At 70.0% G+C, this 17,096-nt stretch carries 14 protein-coding genes; 4 read left to right on the forward strand and 10 right to left on the reverse strand.

The features are described from left to right. Positions 1–52: 52 nt before the first annotated feature. The 7 genes from OG718_RS25110 to OG718_RS25140 form a co-directional block, all read right to left on the reverse strand. Entirely contained in the window at positions 53–817 is a 765-nt protein-coding gene (locus OG718_RS25110; RefSeq protein WP_328845231.1) for a TetR/AcrR family transcriptional regulator, read from the reverse strand. A 68-nt stretch (positions 818–885) separates the two neighbouring features. Further along, positions 886–1,785 (reverse strand): SDR family NAD(P)-dependent oxidoreductase, encoded by a 900-nt coding sequence (locus OG718_RS25115; protein ID WP_328845232.1) that lies wholly within the window; start codon positions 1,783–1,785, stop codon positions 886–888. A 59-nt stretch (positions 1,786–1,844) separates the two neighbouring features. Further along, the gene (locus tag OG718_RS25120) at positions 1,845–2,597 is read right to left on the reverse strand and encodes an SDR family oxidoreductase (RefSeq protein ID WP_143639871.1); all 753 of its coding nucleotides are present in this window, start codon (positions 2,595–2,597) and stop codon (positions 1,845–1,847) included. A 321-nt stretch (positions 2,598–2,918) separates the two neighbouring features. Then, positions 2,919–4,370 carry an aldehyde dehydrogenase family protein gene (locus OG718_RS25125; RefSeq protein ID WP_328845233.1) on the reverse strand — a complete coding sequence of 484 codons (1,452 nt, stop codon included), beginning with the start codon at positions 4,368–4,370 and terminating at the stop codon, positions 2,919–2,921. A 28-nt stretch (positions 4,371–4,398) separates the two neighbouring features. Continuing rightward, positions 4,399–6,132 carry an N-acyl-D-amino-acid deacylase family protein gene (locus tag OG718_RS25130; protein ID WP_143639867.1) on the reverse strand — a complete coding sequence of 578 codons (1,734 nt, stop codon included), beginning with the start codon at positions 6,130–6,132 and terminating at the stop codon, positions 4,399–4,401. Positions 6,133–6,241: 109 nt separating this feature from the next. Then, positions 6,242–7,360, reverse strand: a complete 1,119-nt coding sequence (locus tag OG718_RS25135; protein ID WP_328845234.1) for an LLM class flavin-dependent oxidoreductase — start codon at positions 7,358–7,360, stop codon at positions 6,242–6,244. 110 nt (positions 7,361–7,470) lie between these two features. Next, entirely contained in the window at positions 7,471–8,247 is a 777-nt protein-coding gene (locus OG718_RS25140; RefSeq protein ID WP_328845235.1) for an SDR family NAD(P)-dependent oxidoreductase, read from the reverse strand. A gap of 255 nt (positions 8,248–8,502) precedes the next feature. On the opposite strand from OG718_RS25140, the gene OG718_RS25145 reads away from it, so the two are divergent. Further along, positions 8,503–9,237: a hypothetical protein gene (locus OG718_RS25145; RefSeq protein WP_143639861.1), complete on the forward strand. Its 735-nt coding sequence runs from the start codon at positions 8,503–8,505 to the stop codon at positions 9,235–9,237. Positions 9,238–9,291: 54 nt separating this feature from the next. Continuing rightward, positions 9,292–10,083 (forward strand): hypothetical protein, encoded by a 792-nt coding sequence (locus tag OG718_RS25150; protein WP_143639860.1) that lies wholly within the window; start codon positions 9,292–9,294, stop codon positions 10,081–10,083. 163 nt (positions 10,084–10,246) lie between these two features. Here OG718_RS25150 and OG718_RS25155 read toward each other — a convergent pair whose 3' ends face one another. The 3 genes from OG718_RS25155 to OG718_RS25165 form a co-directional block, all read right to left on the reverse strand. After that, positions 10,247–11,035, reverse strand: a complete 789-nt coding sequence (locus OG718_RS25155; protein ID WP_143639858.1) for a response regulator transcription factor — start codon at positions 11,033–11,035, stop codon at positions 10,247–10,249. A 127-nt stretch (positions 11,036–11,162) separates the two neighbouring features. Beyond that, positions 11,163–12,065 (reverse strand): LLM class F420-dependent oxidoreductase, encoded by a 903-nt coding sequence (locus tag OG718_RS25160; protein WP_328847829.1) that lies wholly within the window; start codon positions 12,063–12,065, stop codon positions 11,163–11,165. A gap of 80 nt (positions 12,066–12,145) precedes the next feature. Continuing rightward, positions 12,146–13,378: an amidohydrolase family protein gene (locus OG718_RS25165; RefSeq protein ID WP_143639856.1), complete on the reverse strand. Its 1,233-nt coding sequence runs from the start codon at positions 13,376–13,378 to the stop codon at positions 12,146–12,148. A gap of 223 nt (positions 13,379–13,601) precedes the next feature. Here OG718_RS25165 and OG718_RS25170 point away from each other — a divergent pair, with 223 nt between their 5' ends. Together OG718_RS25170 and OG718_RS25175 are read left to right on the forward strand one after the other, a co-directional pair. Then, positions 13,602–16,568: an AfsR/SARP family transcriptional regulator gene (locus tag OG718_RS25170; RefSeq protein WP_328845236.1), complete on the forward strand. Its 2,967-nt coding sequence runs from the start codon at positions 13,602–13,604 to the stop codon at positions 16,566–16,568. Between the two features lie 212 nt (positions 16,569–16,780). Beyond that, positions 16,781–17,065, forward strand: coding sequence for a hypothetical protein (locus tag OG718_RS25175; protein WP_328845237.1), 285 nt, complete (start codon positions 16,781–16,783; stop codon positions 17,063–17,065). Positions 17,066–17,096 lie beyond the last annotated feature (31 nt).

The following is a 17,096-nucleotide window of genomic DNA, read 5'->3' on the forward strand; positions in this document are numbered from 1 at the left end:
AGGTCGTCGGGTCCGGCAGGGAGAGGAGAAGAAGAAGGGAGAGGAGAGCTGCCTAACTCCGGGGCGCGTTCGAGAGGCGGTTCAGCCACTCCGTGAGGAGGGCGTCCTCGGCGGGGCTGAGGACCGGGGCCGGGGCCTGGCGCAGGAGGGCGTTCAGACGGGCCGCTGTGGCGGGGAGGCGGGACTCGTCCGCGGCCTCTGCCGTTCCCGACGCCTCCGCCGCCGGTGTTCCCGGCGTCCCTGTCCCTGTCCCTGTCCCTGGCGAGGCCATCACGTCCGGTGTGAAGACCATGGTGTGCACCGCGTCCCGTACCCGGCGGGACACCGACACGTCGGTGAACGTCGCCGGGCGGGAGACCAGCATCAGGGCCACGCCGACGTTGGCGGACATGATGATCTGGGCGGCCAGCTCGGGGGCGAGGCGCAACTTGCCGTGTTCCGCGGCCCGTTGGAGGTCCGCCGTGAGGATGCGGTGGGACTCCAGGGCCGCCGCCGGGGGCGTACGCATCGCCGGGGAGTTCATCAGGCGGTACAGGTTCGGGTTGTGCAGGGCGAACTCGACGTGGGTGTCCCAGCCGTCCCTCAGGTCCTGGACGGGGTCCGTGCCGGGGGCTCGGTCGCGCTTGGTCGCGAGGTACCTGTCCCAGCCGTGGTCGACGACCGCCGACAGGAGGCCCTCCTTGTCCCCGAAGTGGCGGTAGAGGGCGGGAGCGCCCACCCCTGCCGCCTCGCACACCGCCCGGGTCGAGACGTCCCCGTCCGGCGACTCGGCGACGAGGGCCGCCGCCACTTCGAGAATCCGCGCTTTCGTACTCACGGGAGCGACGCTAACCGAAGGGGCACCGCCGGAGGACACCTGGTCCCCCGGGGCCGTGCGGCCCCCTCTCACGCGGCCGCCCTGTGCGGGGCGAGGAGGTCGTCCAGGCCTATGCGGGTCAGGAACTCGGCGCGGATGCGGTCCGCGACCCGGCTGACCTCCTCCGACCCGTCGTTCGCCGGGTCGACGTGGACCCGGAAGGGCCGCTCGCCGGACGGGGTGCCGACGACCTCGACGATCGCGTCGGCCACCAGGGAAGCGGGGGCGTCGGCGGGCGCGAGGGCGGCGAGACGCTGGGCGACCTGGTCCATCAGGCCCGCGTACCGCTCCTCGTACGCGGGCAGGACCGCCTGCTCGGCGGGGTGGCCGCCGGTCGCGAAGTGGTTCGTGCCCGAGGTGAAGGCGCCCGGCACGACGATGGTCGTCTCTATGCCGAAGCGGGCCAGCTCGGCCGCGTACGACACCGCGAGCGCGTCCATCGCGGCCTTCGCGGCGAAGTACGGCGCGAGGTAGGGCGGGGTGCCGCCCCGGGTCGAGGTCGAGCCGATCCAGAGCACCAGGCCGTGCTCCTGGGCCCGCAGGTGGGGCAGCGCGGCGCGGTTGACCCGCTGGGTGCCCAGCACGTTCGTGTCGTACACCGCGGCCAGTTCCTCGGGCGTGAAGGCCTCGGTCGGGCCGGTCACCATGTGGCCCGCGTTGTGGACGACCACGTCCAGCGCGCCGGCCCCGGACAGGACCGTGGCGACGGCGGCGTCCGCGGACTCCTGGGAGAGGACGTCCAACTCGACCGTCCGCAGGTCGACTTGATGCTCGGCCGCGTACGCCTCGGCCTCCGCGACCCGGCTCGCGTTGCGCCCTGCCGTGTCGCGCATCGCCGCGTAGACCGTATGACCCGCGTCGGCCAGTGCGCGTGCGGCGAGCGCGCCGAATCCCGAACCCGCGCCCGTGATGACGATCGTCTTGCCCATGACGGAACTCCTGAGGAGAGAGGGAAGAAAGGGGGAAAGGAGAGAGAAGAAGGAGGGGCTTACGCGATACCGCCGTTGGCGCGGAGCACCTGGCCGTTGACCCAGCGGCCGGCCGGGCCGGCGAGGAAGGACACGACTCCGGCGATGTCCTCCGGGGTGCCGAGGCGCTCCAGCGGCGGCTGGGCGGCCATCCGCGCGATGGTCTCCTCGTCCTTGCCGTCCAGGAACAGGGCGGTGGCGGTCGGGCCGGGGGCCACCGCGTTCACCGTGATGTCCCGGCCGCGCACCTCGCGGGCCAGGATCAGCGTCATGGCCTCGACGGCGCCCTTGCTCGCGGCGTACGCGCTGTAGCCGGGGATGGCGAGGGCCAGCACGGAGCTGGAGAAGTTGACGACCGCGCCGCCCTCGCGCAGCCGGCGCACGGCCTGCTGGTCGACGACGAACGTGCCGCGGATGTTCGTGCGGTGCATCCGGTCGAGGGCGTCGAGGTCGAAGTCGGCGAGCGGGGCCAGTGTCATGACGCCGGCCGCGTGGACGACCACGTCGACTCCGCCGTACGTCGACTCCGCGGCGTCGAAGAGTGCCGCCACCTCGGTCTCGTCCGCCACGTCGGCCCGGAAGGCGAGCGCCTGGCCGCCCGCCTCGGTGATCGCTGCGACGGTCTTGTCCGCCTCGGCCTGGTTCCCCGCGAAGTTCACGACGACCGCGAAGCCGTCGGTGGCGAGGCGCTCCGCGGTCTCGCGGCCGATACCGCGGGATCCGCCGGTGACGATCGCGACGCGGGTGGGGGTGGTTGTGGGCTGGTCGCTCATGACGGTGCTCCTGTCGTGGCGGGGGGAGCGGGTTTCACTCCCCGACAGAAACAACGCTAACACCGATTCCGTAGCGACGCTACCCTCGACCGTAACGTCGCTACGGTGTCGTGGTCCGGACGAGATCTCGCCCCCGCCGCCCCTACCCGTCCCGTCCCTGGGGGCTCCGCCCCCAGACCCCCCTATCGGCCTGAACGGCCTCGTCCTCAAACGCCGGACGGGCTGGTAGTCAGCCTCTCCGGCGTTTGAGGAGCGGGGGTTCGGGGGCGGAGCCCCCGAGTGGTGACGGGAATGGGTAGGGGCGGCGGGGGCGAGATCGGGTCAGCCCGGCCACACCAGTGACTGGAGTTCCGAGTACGCGTGCAGGGCGTACGAGCCGACGTCGCGGCCCACCCCGCTCTGTTTGAAGCCGCCGAACGGAGCCTCCATGTTGCGCCCGACCGTGTTGACGCCGACGCCGCCGGCCCGCAGCTGCCGGGCCACGCGGAAGGCGCGGGCGACGTCGCCGGACCAGACGTAGTCGATGAGGCCGTAGTCGCTGTCGTTGGCGAGCTCGACGGCCTCCTCCTCGTCGTCGAAGGGGAGGACCACGACGACCGGGCCGAAGATCTCCTCGCGGACGACCCGCATGTCGGGCGTGCAGTCGGCGAGGAGCGTCGGGGCGACGTAGAAACCCCGGTCGGACGGCGGCCGTTCACCGCCCGCGACCACCCGCGCCCCCTCCTTGCGGCCCAGTTCGACGTACGACTCGATCCGGTCCCGGTGGGCCGCGGAGATCACCGGACCGACGACCGTGCCCTCGGCCCGCGGGTCCCCCACCTTCAAATAGCCGATGTAGGAAGCCAGTTGGGACACCAGCCGGTCGTACACCGTCCGCTGCGCGAGCACCCTCGTCGGGGCCGTGCAGATCTGTCCGCTGTAGAACGAGAAGGTGGTCCCGATTCCCCGGACCGCGGACTCCAGGTCCGCGTCCTCGAAGACGACCGCCGCGCCCTTCCCGCCCAGTTCCATCAGCTGGCGCTTCATACCGCGCCCGCAGACCTCGGCGATACGCCGTCCGACGGCGGTCGAGCCGGTGAAGCTCACCATGTCGACGTCGTCCGAGTCGACGGCCGCCTCACCGACCTCCGCGCGCGAACCGCCGACGACGTTCACGACCCCCGGCGGCACACCCGCCGCCTCCAGCGCCTGAGCCATCCGGTACACGGAGAGCGGATCCTGCGGGGCGGGCTTCACGACGACCGTGTTGCCCATCGCGAGTGCCGGGGCGATCTTGCCGGCCGGGTTCGCCCAGGGGTTGTTGTACGAGGTGATGCAGGTGACCACGCCCACCGGCTGGCGTACGGCGAGGGCGCCCATCACGGCCGCCTTGCCGAACGGGCCCGCCTCGTTGATCTGCGGGGCCAGCGGCTCCTCGACGGGCTCCACGCGCGCGTACCGCTGGAAACGGGCCGCCCCGACACCCACCTGCATCGCGCGGGCGGTGCCGGTCGTGGCCCCGGTCTCGGCCTGGGCCAGCTCGGCGTACGGGACGATGTTGCGCCGGATCTCCTCGGCCGCCCGGTGCAGGACCGCGGCCCGCTCCTCGGGTGCCGTGCGCGACCATGCCCGGAAGGCCTCGCGAGCCGCCGCGGCCGCAGCGTGCACCTGATCCCGCGAGGCCTCCGGAGCCAGTCCGACGACACCCTCGGTCGCCGGGTCGATCACCTCGTAGTGGCCGCCGTCCGGCTCCACCCACGAGCCGCCGATGAACAGCCGCTGCCCGTCCGTCACCTGTCCCCCAACGCCCGGCGCCGTCGCGTCACTTCGTGCTCACCGTTCGCGTGTCCCGGCCCGACCGCAGCACCTTGCCCGGTACGGCACCGGTCACCACGTCGCCCCGTATCGCCTCGACTCCGTTGACCCATACGGCCGTTATGCCGATCGCCTTCGAGTCGAGGCGCGGGCTGTCTCCCGGCAGGTCGTGCACCAGGGTGGCCTTGCCGGCGTCGATCCGGTCCGGGTCGAAGAGCACGAGGTCCGCATGGAAGCCCTCCGCTATCCGTCCGCGCTCACGCAGCCCGAAGAGCTTCGCCGGGTCGTCCGTGAGCATCTTCACCGCCTGCTCCAGGGTCGTCAGCTTCCGGCCCCGCAGACAGTCCCCGATGAAACGGGTCGTGTACGGCGCCCCGCACATCCGGTCCAGATGGGCGCCCGCGTCCGAGCCGCCGAGCATCACGTCCTCGTGCCGCCACGTCTCCTGGCGCAGCGCCCACGAGTCGGGGTCGTTGTCGGTCGGCATGGGCCAAAGGACCGTACGCATACCGTCGTTGGCGCAGATCTCGACGATGCACTCGAAGGGTTCCTGGCCACGCTCGGCCGCGATGTCCCGTACGACCCGTCCGGTGAGCCCCTCGTTCTCCGCGCTGTAGGTGTCCCCGATGACGTACCGCCCGAAGTCGGCGAGGCGCCGGAAGACACCGGCCTCCTTGGAGTCGGCCCGCCGCAGCATTTCGCGACGGATCACGGGGTCCCGGAGTTTCTCGATCCGCTCGGGCACGGGAAGGCCGAGCACCTCGCCCCACCCGGGTATCAGGTTCAGCGCGCAGAAGGTCCCCAGCGACATGTTCATCGGCGTGAGGATCGGCATCGTCAGCGCCACGATCCGCCCACCGGCCTTACGGGCCCGCTCACTTGCCGCCAGCTGACGCGGGACGCGCTCGGGGACGGACGCGTCGATCGTCAGCACGTTCCAGTTCAGCGGTCGGCCCGCCGCCGCGCTCATCTCCACGAACAGATCGATCTCGTCGTCGCTGAACTGGTCGAGACAGCCCGCCACGATGGCCTCGATCTGCGTGCCCTCGTGATCGCCCACCGCCTGGGAGAGGGCGAGCAGTTCGGCCGGCCTGGCGTGCCGCGAGGCGACGGGCTCGCCGTCACCGTCGGAGTGGGTGGACGACTGCGTGGTGGAGAGCCCCCAGGCACCGGACTCCATCGCCTCGTGGAAGAGCGCCAGCATCTGCTCCAGCTGCTCGGGCGAGGGCTGCCCGCCGACGGCCTCCGGCCCCATCACATACCGCCTGAGCGCACAGTGCCCCACCATGAAGCCCGCGTTGACCGCGATCCGCCCCTCCAGAGCATCGAGATACTCCCCGAAGGAATGCCAGCTCCACGGCGCACCCTCCTCCAGCGCGACCAGCGACATCCCCTCGACCTTGGACATCATCCGCCGCGTGTAGTCGGCGTCCTCGGGCCGCGACGGGTTCAAGGGCGCGAGCGTGAACCCGCAGTTGCCCCCGGCGACCGTCGTCACCCCGTGGTTGAGGGAGGGCGTGGCATACGGGTCCCAGAAGAGCTGCGCGTCGTAGTGGGTGTGGGGATCGACGAACCCGGGCGCGAGTACGAGCCCACTCGCGTCCTCACTCGTACGCGCCTCCTCGGTGACCTGGCCGCCGATCACGGCGATCCGCCCGTCCCGTATCCCCACATCGGCGATAAAGGCGGGCCCACCCGACCCATCGACGACGGTCACGCCTTTGATCAGATGGTCAAGCACGACGAAACCCTTCTCTCCCTGAGCCTTCTGGCATACCGAGCCACGACCTACTCAGGGGCGCGGGGAACTGCGCGACCAGCCACGTGCAACCCGCACCCGCCGACGAACCTCAGACCGCCCCGCGGAACCGCGTCGTCCGATGGACGGGATCCGTGTCGATCTTCGGAATCACGTGCTCCCCGATCAGCTTGATCGTCTGGAGCGTCTCCTTCTTGGGCACACCGACCGGCAACCCGAAACTGAGCTGGTCGGCCCCGGCCTGCTCCCACCGCTTGCACTGCGTGAGCACCTCGTCCGGGTCGCCGCAGATCAACAGCTCCTCGGAGATGAGCAGTTCGATGAACTCCTCGTTGTACTCGGGCAGCGTCTCCGGCCACACGGGGAACCCCTCGGGCCGCGGGAACGTGTCGTGGTACCGGAACACCAGCGACGGCAGATAGTGCAGGCCGCCGCTCACGGCGATCCGGATCGCCTCGTCGTGCGTGGGCGCGCAGATCGCGGTCGTCGTCACCATCACGTTGTCGTTGACGAAGTCCCCGATCGGCTCCGCCTCCACGACGGCGGTCTTGTACTGCTCAAGGACCCACTCCATGTCGGAGACCTTCTGCACGCTGAAGCCGAGCACCCCGAGCCCCTTGCGGGCGGCCATGGAGTACGAGGGCGGCGACCCGGCGGCGTACCACATCGCGGGGTGCGACTTCCCGTACGGCTTGGGCAGGACCTTGCGCGGAGGGAGCTGCCAGTGCTTGCCCTTGAATCCGACGTACTCGTCCTGGAGCCACATCTTCGGGAACTCGGCGATGGTCTCTTCCCAGATCTCCTTGGTGTAGTTCATGTCGGTGATGCCGGGGAGGAAGCCGAGGATCTCGTGCGAGCCGGCCCCGCGTCCGCTGCCGAACTCGAAGCGGTTCTCGGTGAGATGGTCGAGCATGGCGACCTTCTCGGCGACTTTCACGGGGTGGTTGACCTGGGCGAGCGGGTTGAAGATGCCCGACCCGAGGTGGATCCGCTCCGTCGCGTGCGCGAGATAGCCGAGAAAGACGTCGTTCGCCGAGAGGTGGGAGTACTCCTCCAGGAAGTGGTGCTCGGACGCCCACGCGTACTTGAAGCCGGACTTGTCCGCCTGGATGACGTACTCGGTCTCCTCCATCAGCGCCTTGTGCTCCGCGAGCGGATCGGTCTCGGCCCGCTTGCCCACGTATCCCTGTACAAAGAGCCCGAATTCCAAGGAGGTTCACCGTCCCCTGTCCGTCACCCTGCCGAACCTGACGCACCGTCAGATTCACCTGCCGCCGACTGTTGCACCGCGCCCGCGAGGCGTCAATACCTGATGGGCCGTCACATGACACTCACACCCGCCAGCCAGCCCCCGTCGATCACGAACGGCTGGCCGGTGATGTACGAGGAGTCCTCCGAGGAGAGGAAGAGGGCGAGCCGGGCCACCTCCTCGGGCTTCCCGATCCGGCCCATCGGCACGAGCTTGCGGTAGAGCCGTTCGACACCGGCCGAGGACGCCTCGGCGTCCGCCGCCGGGTCGAGCAGGGCCGGGTTGCTCATCGCGGTGTCGATGGCGCCAGGGCAGACGGCGTTGACGCGGATGCCCTTGGGCGCCAGTTCCAGCGCGGCCACGCGCGTGAGGCCGACGATCGCGTGCTTGGTCGCGCTGTACGCGCCGACGTACGCCATGCCGGTGACCCCGGTGTACGAGGCGGTGTTGACGATGGTCCCACCGCCGGCCGCCTCGATCTCGGGCGCCAGGGTCTTGATGCCGAGGAAGACACCGACCTGGTTCACCTGCACGACCTGCATGAACTCGTCGAGGGGCGTGTCGACGAGGGAGTTGAAGCGCAGGATGCCCGCGTTGTTCACCAGCCCGTCGACCTTCCCGTACGCCTCCTTCGCGGCGGCCACCGCGGACGTCCAGTCGGCCTCACGACTCACGTCCAGGTGGACGTAGAGCGCGCTCAGCTCCTTCGCCAGCTTCTCCCCCTGGTCGTCGAGCACGTCCGCGACGACGACCCTGGCGCCCTCGGCCGCGAAGAGCCGCGCCTCCTGCTCGCCCTGGCCTCGTGCGGCGCCGGTGACGAGTACGACCCGCCCGTCGAGCTTGCCCATGGGTTTCTCCTTCGGAGACGCGGACGTGTGGACCGTTTCTGACGCACCGTCACACAGATGACGGGCATGCCCATGGTCGTATCTGACGCATCGTCAGGCAAGGGGTCGAGAGGCCCGCCGAAGGTTTCGGGGTGTGTCGCAATGCACACGTCAAGTAACCGACCGGTAGGGACATTTGACTCTGTCGGGCCCGCTGACGCGGACCAATAATCCTTTCTCGGCAAGGCAAAGAAGCCCCCAAGGACGGAGCAAGTCATGGCCAAGAGGGCCTTGAAGAACAAGAAGATCCGGCTCGTCGCCATTGGGTCCGCACTCGCCACCGGCGTGGCGGTCGTCACCCTGCTGCCCTCGGCGAACGCGGCCGAGGAGAAGACCCCGGAACAGATCATGGGGATGTGCGAGAGGTCCGCGGTGATCGACGGTGTGAAGCGGTCGACGAGGGACTTCGGGGGCGGCTTGGGTGACGGTTTCCAGGCCGACAACTGCGAGTTCGCCGAGACCAAGTTCGAGACCTTCGACGGACCCAAGGAGAAGGCTTCGATCGACTTCCCGAACTGCGAGCCGAACGCCACCGACCCGGCGAAGGTCAGCATCACCTGGAAAGCGACCGTCGGCCAGGGCGAGGGCAAGTACACCGCGACACAACAGGGCGCCGGCGGAGGCCTCTTCGGCTTTCTGAGCGGGTCCTGGCTCAAGCACAAGGGAACGACCGACCTGACCATCAAGTCGGTGACGGCCGGCGACACGGAGACGCGGGAAGTCCCGGTCGGCAAGGTCCTGCACATGGAGTTCACGCCGAAGATGCAGCGCATGACGGGTGAATGGCGCGTACGGATCGACGCCGATCCGGGCAGCTTCGCCGTCAATCCCAGCCCCGAGCGGAACTTCGCGGCGCCCGAGGTCATCGAGGGACCGGTCGTCCTGGCCGGAGCCGCCGGCGCCCCCGGAATCGCGGACGGGGTGGCCAAGCCGGTCCTGACGGACTGCTGACGGCCCCCTCGACCGACGCACCCTCCCCCACACTTCCCCCCAAGGAGACGCACCATGACACGCACCGGCCGCAAGGGACATCACCGGAGCAAGAAGAAGCGCATCGCCCTCATGCTGGCCCCGGTGGTGGCCGCGGCGGTGGCCGTTCCGCTGATGAACCAGGCGGGTGCCGCCACCCCCTCCGAGGTGTCCAAGGACTGCGCGGAGGACTCCGCGAAACTGGACAACTGTGAATTCGTCGACGTCCAGGTCAAGAGGAACAGCCTGGGCGCGAACAAGCGCGTCTCGACCGTGACGGACAACTGCGGATCCACGACCGCCGCCACGAAGGACTTCAGCGTGTCCGCATCGGTGACGAGGTCCATCACCCTTGAGGACGGGTTCACGGCCGCCGCGGACTCGAAGCTGGGCAACTCGTTCTTCGAGATAGGCGCCAAGTTCAACACGACGGAATTCAGCATCAAGCGTGACGACACCGGAACCGGATTCGACTTCTCGAGGACCGACACCGTGAAGGCCGACCACCTCGGCTTCTTCATGTGGTCCGAGAAGCGCACCGACGTGAGCGGATTCCTCAGGGCCACGTACAAGGAGGAGCAGAACGGCCAGAAGGTGTTCTTCTCCCCCAGCGAGGGCGGCACGAGCGTGCACGTCTTCTATCCGCAGCTCCTGAAGAACGGCACCCCCGACGGCCGCCTCTGGCTGCGCAACGTGAAGTGCGGAACTCCCGAGGCGAGCGGAATCCAGAACTCGTCGAACAGCATCCGCACGGAACCCGGATTCGAAGAGGGCGGCACGAACGTCTCGGACGTCGAGATCCCGCTGTCCGAGATCCCGGCGCCGTAGGCGGCAGCGACAGCCGTACAGCGGAAGCGCCCGCCGTAATCGGGAGCGACCGCGGTGAAGTACGGCAACGGCACCGGTAACAAGGCACGAACGGCCCCCGCGATTCACGCGGGGGCTTCTCCGTGCCGCGGCGCCACGGACATCTGCCGTGCCGCCCGCCGCCTCAGCGTGCGGCCGATCCCAGGGTGCCCTGGGTGTCGCTGTACGGGGCCCCGAGCCACCGCAGCACCGCGTCAGTGCCGCCGCGGGCGTCCAGCTTGGCGTAGATGTTGCTGAGGTTGTTGCGGACGGTCTTCTCGCTCAGCCCTAATCGCAGGCCGATCTCCTGTGCGCCCAGGCCGGTCGAGAGCAGTTCCATGATCTCCCGCTCCCGGGGCGAGAGCAGGGCGCGCATCCGCTCCGTCGCCTCCCCGCCGCCCGGTATCCGCCGGGCCGCGTCGCGCAGGGCGGCGCACGCGGTCGGCGAGAGGTAGGTGTGGCCGACCGTGGCGGCCATCACCGCCGAGGACAGCATGTGGGTGCAGTAGTCGCCCTCGACCAGATAACCCGCGCCGCCCCGGAACACCTCGACCACCGTCTCCGTGTCCCGTCGCGGGCTGAGGACGATCACCGGGGCGCTCATCGCACCCATGCCCTTCAACAGCCCGGCGAAGGCGGTCGACGGGTCCTCGCACCGGAGAACGACGACGTCCACCGCGCCCTCCGACGAAGGTTCCCGGAGCGCGCGGTACGGCGGGGACAAGCGCAGCACCCGGCCCACGTACGGATCGTCCGGGGCCGGCCAGTCCTCGTGCGGCCAGTCGCCGTCGGCGCAGGCCAGAGCGACGGACAGCTTGCGGGAGGGATCCGCGGGAACGGTGGTGCCGACGTGCTGGGAGCCATGCTGTGCGCCGTGCTGTGAACCGTGCTGTGCGCTGTGCTTGGAAGTTCGGACGTGCCGGGGGGATCGCACTTCGCGTGTCCTTCCGCCGAAGCCATGACGTCCTTACATACGCGGCACAGGCGGAAGATGTTCGAAGTTTCAATAAAGAACTGTCTGGCTGTCAGACAGGTTCCCCATGAGCGGCCACAACAGCGGCCTACAACAGCGGGGCGACCTCGGCGCCGAACGCGGCCATCTGGTCGGTGAGTTCGGTGCGGCTCCGGCTGCGGAAGCGCACCTGGATCTGGTGCACGCCCATCGCCCGGTACGCGCGCAGCGACTCGGCGAGCGCCTCGGGAGCTCCACTGAGAGTGCGGCGCCCCACGCTCCACCCCGGCTCCCCCACGTACAGCGGCTCGGTGATCGCGCCGACGACGAGGGGCCCGACGATCCCCGCCTCCTCCCTCAGCCGTCGGACACGGGCGATCTGCTCGGGCAGCCGCTCCCGCGGATCCCCCTGCGGCAGCCATCCGTCACCCCTGACCGCGGCCCGCCGGACGGCGGCGGGCGAGGACCCGCCGACCCAGACGGGTACCCGTTCCTGCGCGGGCCGGGGTCGCTGCCCGAGCCCTTCGAAGTCGTACAACTTCCCATGATGGGTGGGGAATTCATCGGGCCCGAGCGCGGCCCGCAGCGCGTCGACGCACTCGTCGAGCACCGCCCCTCGCCGCTCGAAGTCCACCCCAAGGACCTCGAACTCCTCCTGTACGTGTCCGGCGCCGACCCCGAGGATCAGGCGCCCCCCGCTCAGGTGGTCGAGGGTCGCGTACTGCTTGGCCGTGATCAGCGGGTGCCGCAGCCCGACGACCGCGACATGGCTCAACAGCCTTACGCGCTCGGTGACTCCGGCCAGGAAGGCGAGGGTGGCCACCGGGTCGTACCAGACCGTGCTCATCGCGGAGGCGAGGCGGCGCGGTATGGCCACGTGGTCGCAGCTCGCGATGTAGTCGAAGCCGGAGCGGTCGGCCGTGCGGGCGATCTCGACGAGGTCGGCGGGACCCGCGTCCGCCTCCCACGCCTCCGCGTAGAGGGTGCTCTGGGACTGGACGGGGAGCTGGATCCCGTAACTGAAGGGCGTATCGCCGAGGGGTGCGGTGCCGGAGGCCGCGCTGTCGGAGGACGTGTTGCCGAGAGGGGCGCTCAACGGGCACCGCCCGGCCCGGCCCACAGCCCGTCCTCGGTCAGGCCCAGGAGCTCGATCGCGTTGCGCCGTACGATCCGGTCGACGACGTCCGCGTCCAGGTGGCCCATCTGCGCCTCGCCGACCTCCCTCGACTTCGGCCAGGTGGAGTCGGAGTGGGGGTAGTCGGTCTCGTACAGCACGTTCCCCACGCCGATGGCGTCGAGGTTCTTCAGCCCGAAGGCGTCGTCGAAGAAGCAGCCGTAGACGTGCTCGGTGAAGAGTTCGGACGGCGGGCGGTGGACCTTGTCGGCGACGCCGCCCCACCCACGGTTCTCCTCCCAGACCACATCGGCGCGTTCGAGGATGTACGGGATCCAGCCGATCTGGCCCTCCGCGTACATGACCTTGAGGTTGGGGAAGCGCTCGAACTTTCCGCTCATCAGCCAGTCGACCATCGAGAAGCAGCAGTTGGCGAAGGTGATGGTGGAGCCGACGGCCGGCGGGGCGTCGGCGGAGGTGGAGGGCATCCGGCTGCTCGACCCGATGTGCATGGCGATGACCGTGCCGGTCTCGTCGCAGGCGGCGAGGAACGGATCCCACTCGTCCGTATGAACGGAGGGCAGTCCGAGGTGCGGAGGTATCTCGGAGAAGGCGACGGCCCGTACCCCGCGGGCGGCGTTGCGCCGCACCTCCTGCGCGGCGAGTTCCGCGTCCCACAGGGGTATGAGGGTGAGCGGTATCAGGCGGCCCGCGGCATCGGGGCCGCACCACTCGTCGACCATCCAGTCGTTGTAGGCGCGCACCGAGAGGAGCCCCAGTTCCCGGTCCTTGGCCTCGGTGAAGGTCTGACCGCAGAAGCGGGGGAAGGTGGGGAAACAGAGGGCGGACTGGACGTGGTTGACGTCCATGTCGGCCAGACGCTGCGGGACGTCGTACGACCCCGGGCGCATCTGCTCGTAGGTGATGACTTCGAGTTTGATCTCGTCCCTGTCGTATCCGACGGCGGTGTCGAGACGGGTGAGAGGGCGGTGCAGGTCCTCGTAGACCCACCAGTCGCCGATCGGGCCGTCGTCCCCGGGGTTGCCCATGACCGGGGCGAACTTGCCGCCCAGGAAGGTCATTTCCTTGAGCGGGGCGCGAACGATGCGCGGCCCCCTGTCCCGGTACTGCGACGGGAGCCGGTCCCGCCAGACGTTGGGGGGTTCCACCGTGTGGTCGTCCACCGAGATGATCTTCGGGAAGGTCTCCATGGGTTTTACGGTAGCGCCGATCTGACGGCCCGTCAGCTATCGGGCGGCGGCTCTCTGGAATGCGGGAACCTCGTCACGGGGTTGCGGGGAGGGGGTGTGGGCCCTGTGAGGGCTTGCGCCACTCGGCACGGCGGCCTGTGATCGGTGTCTCCCACGGCTGACGCATCCGCCATGAACAAGGCAAACTGGCCTGGTTGTCATGACGTTTCGGCAGGGGGCAGCGATGGACGGTGTACCGCGAGTACCGGAGCAGTGGCGTCCCGATGATTCGGCGGCGCTCCGCTTCAGCGTGCTCGGCCCGGTGCGCGCCTGGCGTGGGGCGGATTCCTTGCCCACCGGGTCCCCTCAACAACGTGCCCTGCTGGCGGCCCTGCTGCTCCGCGAGGGCCGCACGGCGACGGCGGGCGAGCTGATCGACGCGCTGTGGGGGGAGGAGCCGCCTTCGCAGGCGTTGGCGGCGGTTCGGACGTATGCGTCGCGGTTGCGGAAGATCCTTTCCCCCGGCGTTCTGGTCAGTGAGTCGGGCGGGTATGCCGTCCGGCTCACCGACGCGTCCGGCGTGGGTGCCTCGCTGGACCTCGCGCTGGCCCAGGAGCTGGCGGCCGACGCGGAGAAGGCGAAGGCGACGGGCGACCTGTGCCATGCGCGCGCCCTGCTGAACAAGGCGCTGAGCCTGTGGGACGGGGAGGTCCTGGCGAGCGTTCCGGGTCCGTACGCGGAGACCCAGCGCGCACGTCTGGAGGAGTGGCGGCTCCAACTCGTCGAGTCCCGGCTGGACATGGACCTGGAGCAGGGCTGCCACGCGGAGGCGATCTCCGAACTGACGGCGCTCACCGCGGCCCATCCCCTCCGGGAACGGCTGCGCGAGCTGCTGATGCTTGCGCTGTACCGCTCGGGCCGGCAGGCGGAGGCCCTGGCCGCCTACGCGGACACCCGGCGGCTGCTGGCGGACGAACTGGGCGTGGACCCACGGCCCGGTCTGCAGGAACTCCAGCAGCGCATCCTGCAGGCGGACCCGGGGCTCGCGGAACCCTCGGCCCCGCTGACCCCCGAGACCGCGTCCGCGCCGGTGCGCCCGGCCCAACTCCCGGCCAGCGTCTCGGACTTCACCGGCCGGTCGTCCTTCGTGACCGAGCTGAGCGAGGTCCTGGCTGCGGCATCGGCGTCCGAGGGCCAGGTGATGGCGGTGTCGGCGCTGGCCGGCATCGGCGGCGTGGGCAAGACGACGCTGGCCGTCCATGTCGCGCACCGGGCCCGGAGCGCCTTCCCGGACGGACAGCTGTACGTGGACCTGCAGGGAGCGGGCTCACGGGCGGTCGCACCCGAGACGGTCCTCGGCGCCTTCCTGCGCGCCCTGGGCACGGCCGACGCGGCGATACCGGACTCCCTGGAGGAGCGGGCGGCCCTGTACCGCTCGACCCTGGACGGCCGCCGGATCCTGGTGCTGCTGGACAACGCCCGGGACGCGGCCCAGGTACGCCCTCTGCTGCCCGGCATGGAGGGGTGTGCGGCGCTGGTGACGTCGCGGGTGCGGATGGTCGACCTGGCCGGCGCCCATCTCGTCGACCTGGACGTGATGTCGCCGGAGGAGGCACTCCAGCTCTTCACCAAGATCGTGGGCGAGGAACGGGTGGCCTCGGAGCGCGAGTCTGCCCTTGACGTGGTGGCGGCGTGCGGATTCCTGCCCCTTGCGATCAGGATCGCCGCCTCCCGTCTGGCGGCCCGGCGCACGTGGACGGTCTCGGTCCTCGCGGCGAAGCTGGCCGACGAACGGCGGCGTCTGGACGAACTCCAGGCGGGCGACCTGGCCGTGAAGGCGACCTTCGAGCTCGGGTACGGGCAGCTGGAGCCGGCCCAGGCCCGCGCGTTCCGGCTGCTCGGGCTGGCGGACGGTCCGGACATCTCGCTGGCCGCGGCCGCCGCGGCGCTGGACCTTCCGGTCGAGGAGACCGAGGACCTGCTGGAATCCCTCGTCGACACCTCACTCCTGGAGTCGGCCGCGCCCGGCCGCTACCGCTACCACGACCTGGTCCGGCTCTACGCGCGTGCGTGCGCGGAGCGGGACGAGCAGCCACCGGGCGAGCGGGCGGCGGCGATGTCGCGGATGCTCGACTTCTACCTGGCCACGGCCGCCGGGGTCTACGCGATCGAGCGGCCCGGGGACCGACTGGTGGATCACCTGGAAGTGACGGAGTACCCGGGGCTGCGGTTCACGGAGGGCAGCACCGCCCTCGACTGGCTCTACAACGAGGCCTCGCCACTGCTCGCCTGCGTACGGCAGTCGGCGGGTACAGACCGGTTGCGGCGGGCGGTGGACCTGCTGTGGGCCGCCAAGGACCTCACCGAGTCCGGGGCAAACTCCCACCAGTACGAGACGACTGCCAGGGCGATGTGCGAGGCCACGCGGACCGCGGGGGACGCGCACGCGGAGGGCAGAGCGCGGACGACGTTCACCAATGTCCTGCTGGTCTCCGGCCGCATCCAGCAGGCCGCCGAACAGGCTCAGCTCGCCATGGAACTCGCCGCCTCCGCGCGTGACGCCATGGCCATGAGCTGGGCGGCCAACGACCGCGGGCTCACCCTCATGCACCAGGAGCAGTACGCGGACGGCAAGCCGTTCTTCGAGCAGGCGATCGAGGGATACGCCACGATCGGCAACCGGCCCCTCGAAGCGCTCAGCCTGTGCAACCTGTCGCGAGCGCACCTGGGCATGGGCAACATCGCCATGGCGGTGGAGATAGCGCAGCGCGCCCTCTCGGCGTACCTGGAGATCGGCCAGACCCTGCGTCTCGCCAACGGTCACTTCACCCTGGGCATCGCACTGACGAGGGCCGGCCGTCACACCGAGGCCCTCAGCCAGCTCTCCGACGCCCTGTCCGTCTTCGGCAGCCACCGGCAGCGGCTCTGGGAGGGGACGACCAACTTCCGGATCGCCGAGGTGCACCTGGCCGCCCGCCGCCCCGCGCAGGCGGCCCAGCACGCCGAGCAGGCCCTCGCGCTCGGCTGCATCGGCGGCGACCGGATGCAGGGCACAGTGCTGACGCTGCTGGGCCGGGCCCTCACCATGCTGGGGCAGGTGGACCGCGCCAGGGTCTGCTGGCGCGAGGCGCTCAACCTCTACGAACAGCACGGCGGTGCCGCGCAGGCCGAGGAGGTACGCGCGCTGCTCACGCCCGCCACCGCGGCGTGAACGGCATGCGGTGACCGGGCAGTTCGGACGTTCAGCATTCGTTTATCTCCGCCCGGCACTCTCGTACATGTCACACCGTCGCGTCGGGGGGCAGACGGTCTGACCAGGAGCCCAACGGCTAATGTGCGGCTCCGAACGCCCGTCCAGCGACCCTCGGGGGAGTTTCTGGACGGGCGTTCCTTACTCGTCACCACAACGGAGGATTCAGGCCCATGAGCGAGACGAAGAAGGAAACGGACCTCACCACGCAGGACAACGGCATGCCGTCGCCGCCCGCCAAGGACCCGGTCGTGACTCCGCTCGACAACGGGATGCCGACGCCGCCGGCGAAGGGCTCGGACGCCACCACGCAGGACAACGGGATGCCCGCGCCGCCGGTCAAGGACCCCGAGGTCACCACGCTCGACAACGGCATGCCCAGTGAGCCGGCCGACATCCGGACGATGGACAACGGCATGCCCTCCCCGCCGGCGCTGGACCTCGACGGCGGCAAGTAGAGACCTTCATCCCGACGGGGATCGGCCGCGG

Source organism: Streptomyces sp. NBC_00258, assembly GCF_036182465.1.
Taxonomy (GTDB): domain Bacteria; phylum Actinomycetota; class Actinomycetes; order Streptomycetales; family Streptomycetaceae; genus Streptomyces.

Excerpts from the sequence above, each read along its gene's own strand:
- OG718_RS25175 (WP_328845237.1), top strand. The coding sequence starts at position 16,781 with ATGAGCGAGACGAAGAAGGAAACGGACCTCACCACGCAGGACAACGGC.
- OG718_RS25145 (WP_143639861.1), top strand. The coding sequence starts at position 8,503 with ATGGCCAAGAGGGCCTTGAAGAACAAGAAGATCCGGCTCGTCGCCATT.
- OG718_RS25140 (WP_328845235.1), bottom strand. The coding sequence starts at position 8,247 with ATGGGCAAGCTCGACGGGCGGGTCGTACTCGTCACCGGCGCCGCACGA.
- OG718_RS25170 (WP_328845236.1), top strand. The coding sequence starts at position 13,602 with ATGGACGGTGTACCGCGAGTACCGGAGCAGTGGCGTCCCGATGATTCG.
- OG718_RS25165 (WP_143639856.1), bottom strand. The coding sequence starts at position 13,378 with ATGGAGACCTTCCCGAAGATCATCTCGGTGGACGACCACACGGTGGAA.
- OG718_RS25150 (WP_143639860.1), top strand. The coding sequence starts at position 9,292 with ATGACACGCACCGGCCGCAAGGGACATCACCGGAGCAAGAAGAAGCGC.
- OG718_RS25120 (WP_143639871.1), bottom strand. The coding sequence starts at position 2,597 with ATGAGCGACCAGCCCACAACCACCCCCACCCGCGTCGCGATCGTCACC.
- OG718_RS25115 (WP_328845232.1), bottom strand. The coding sequence starts at position 1,785 with ATGGGCAAGACGATCGTCATCACGGGCGCGGGTTCGGGATTCGGCGCG.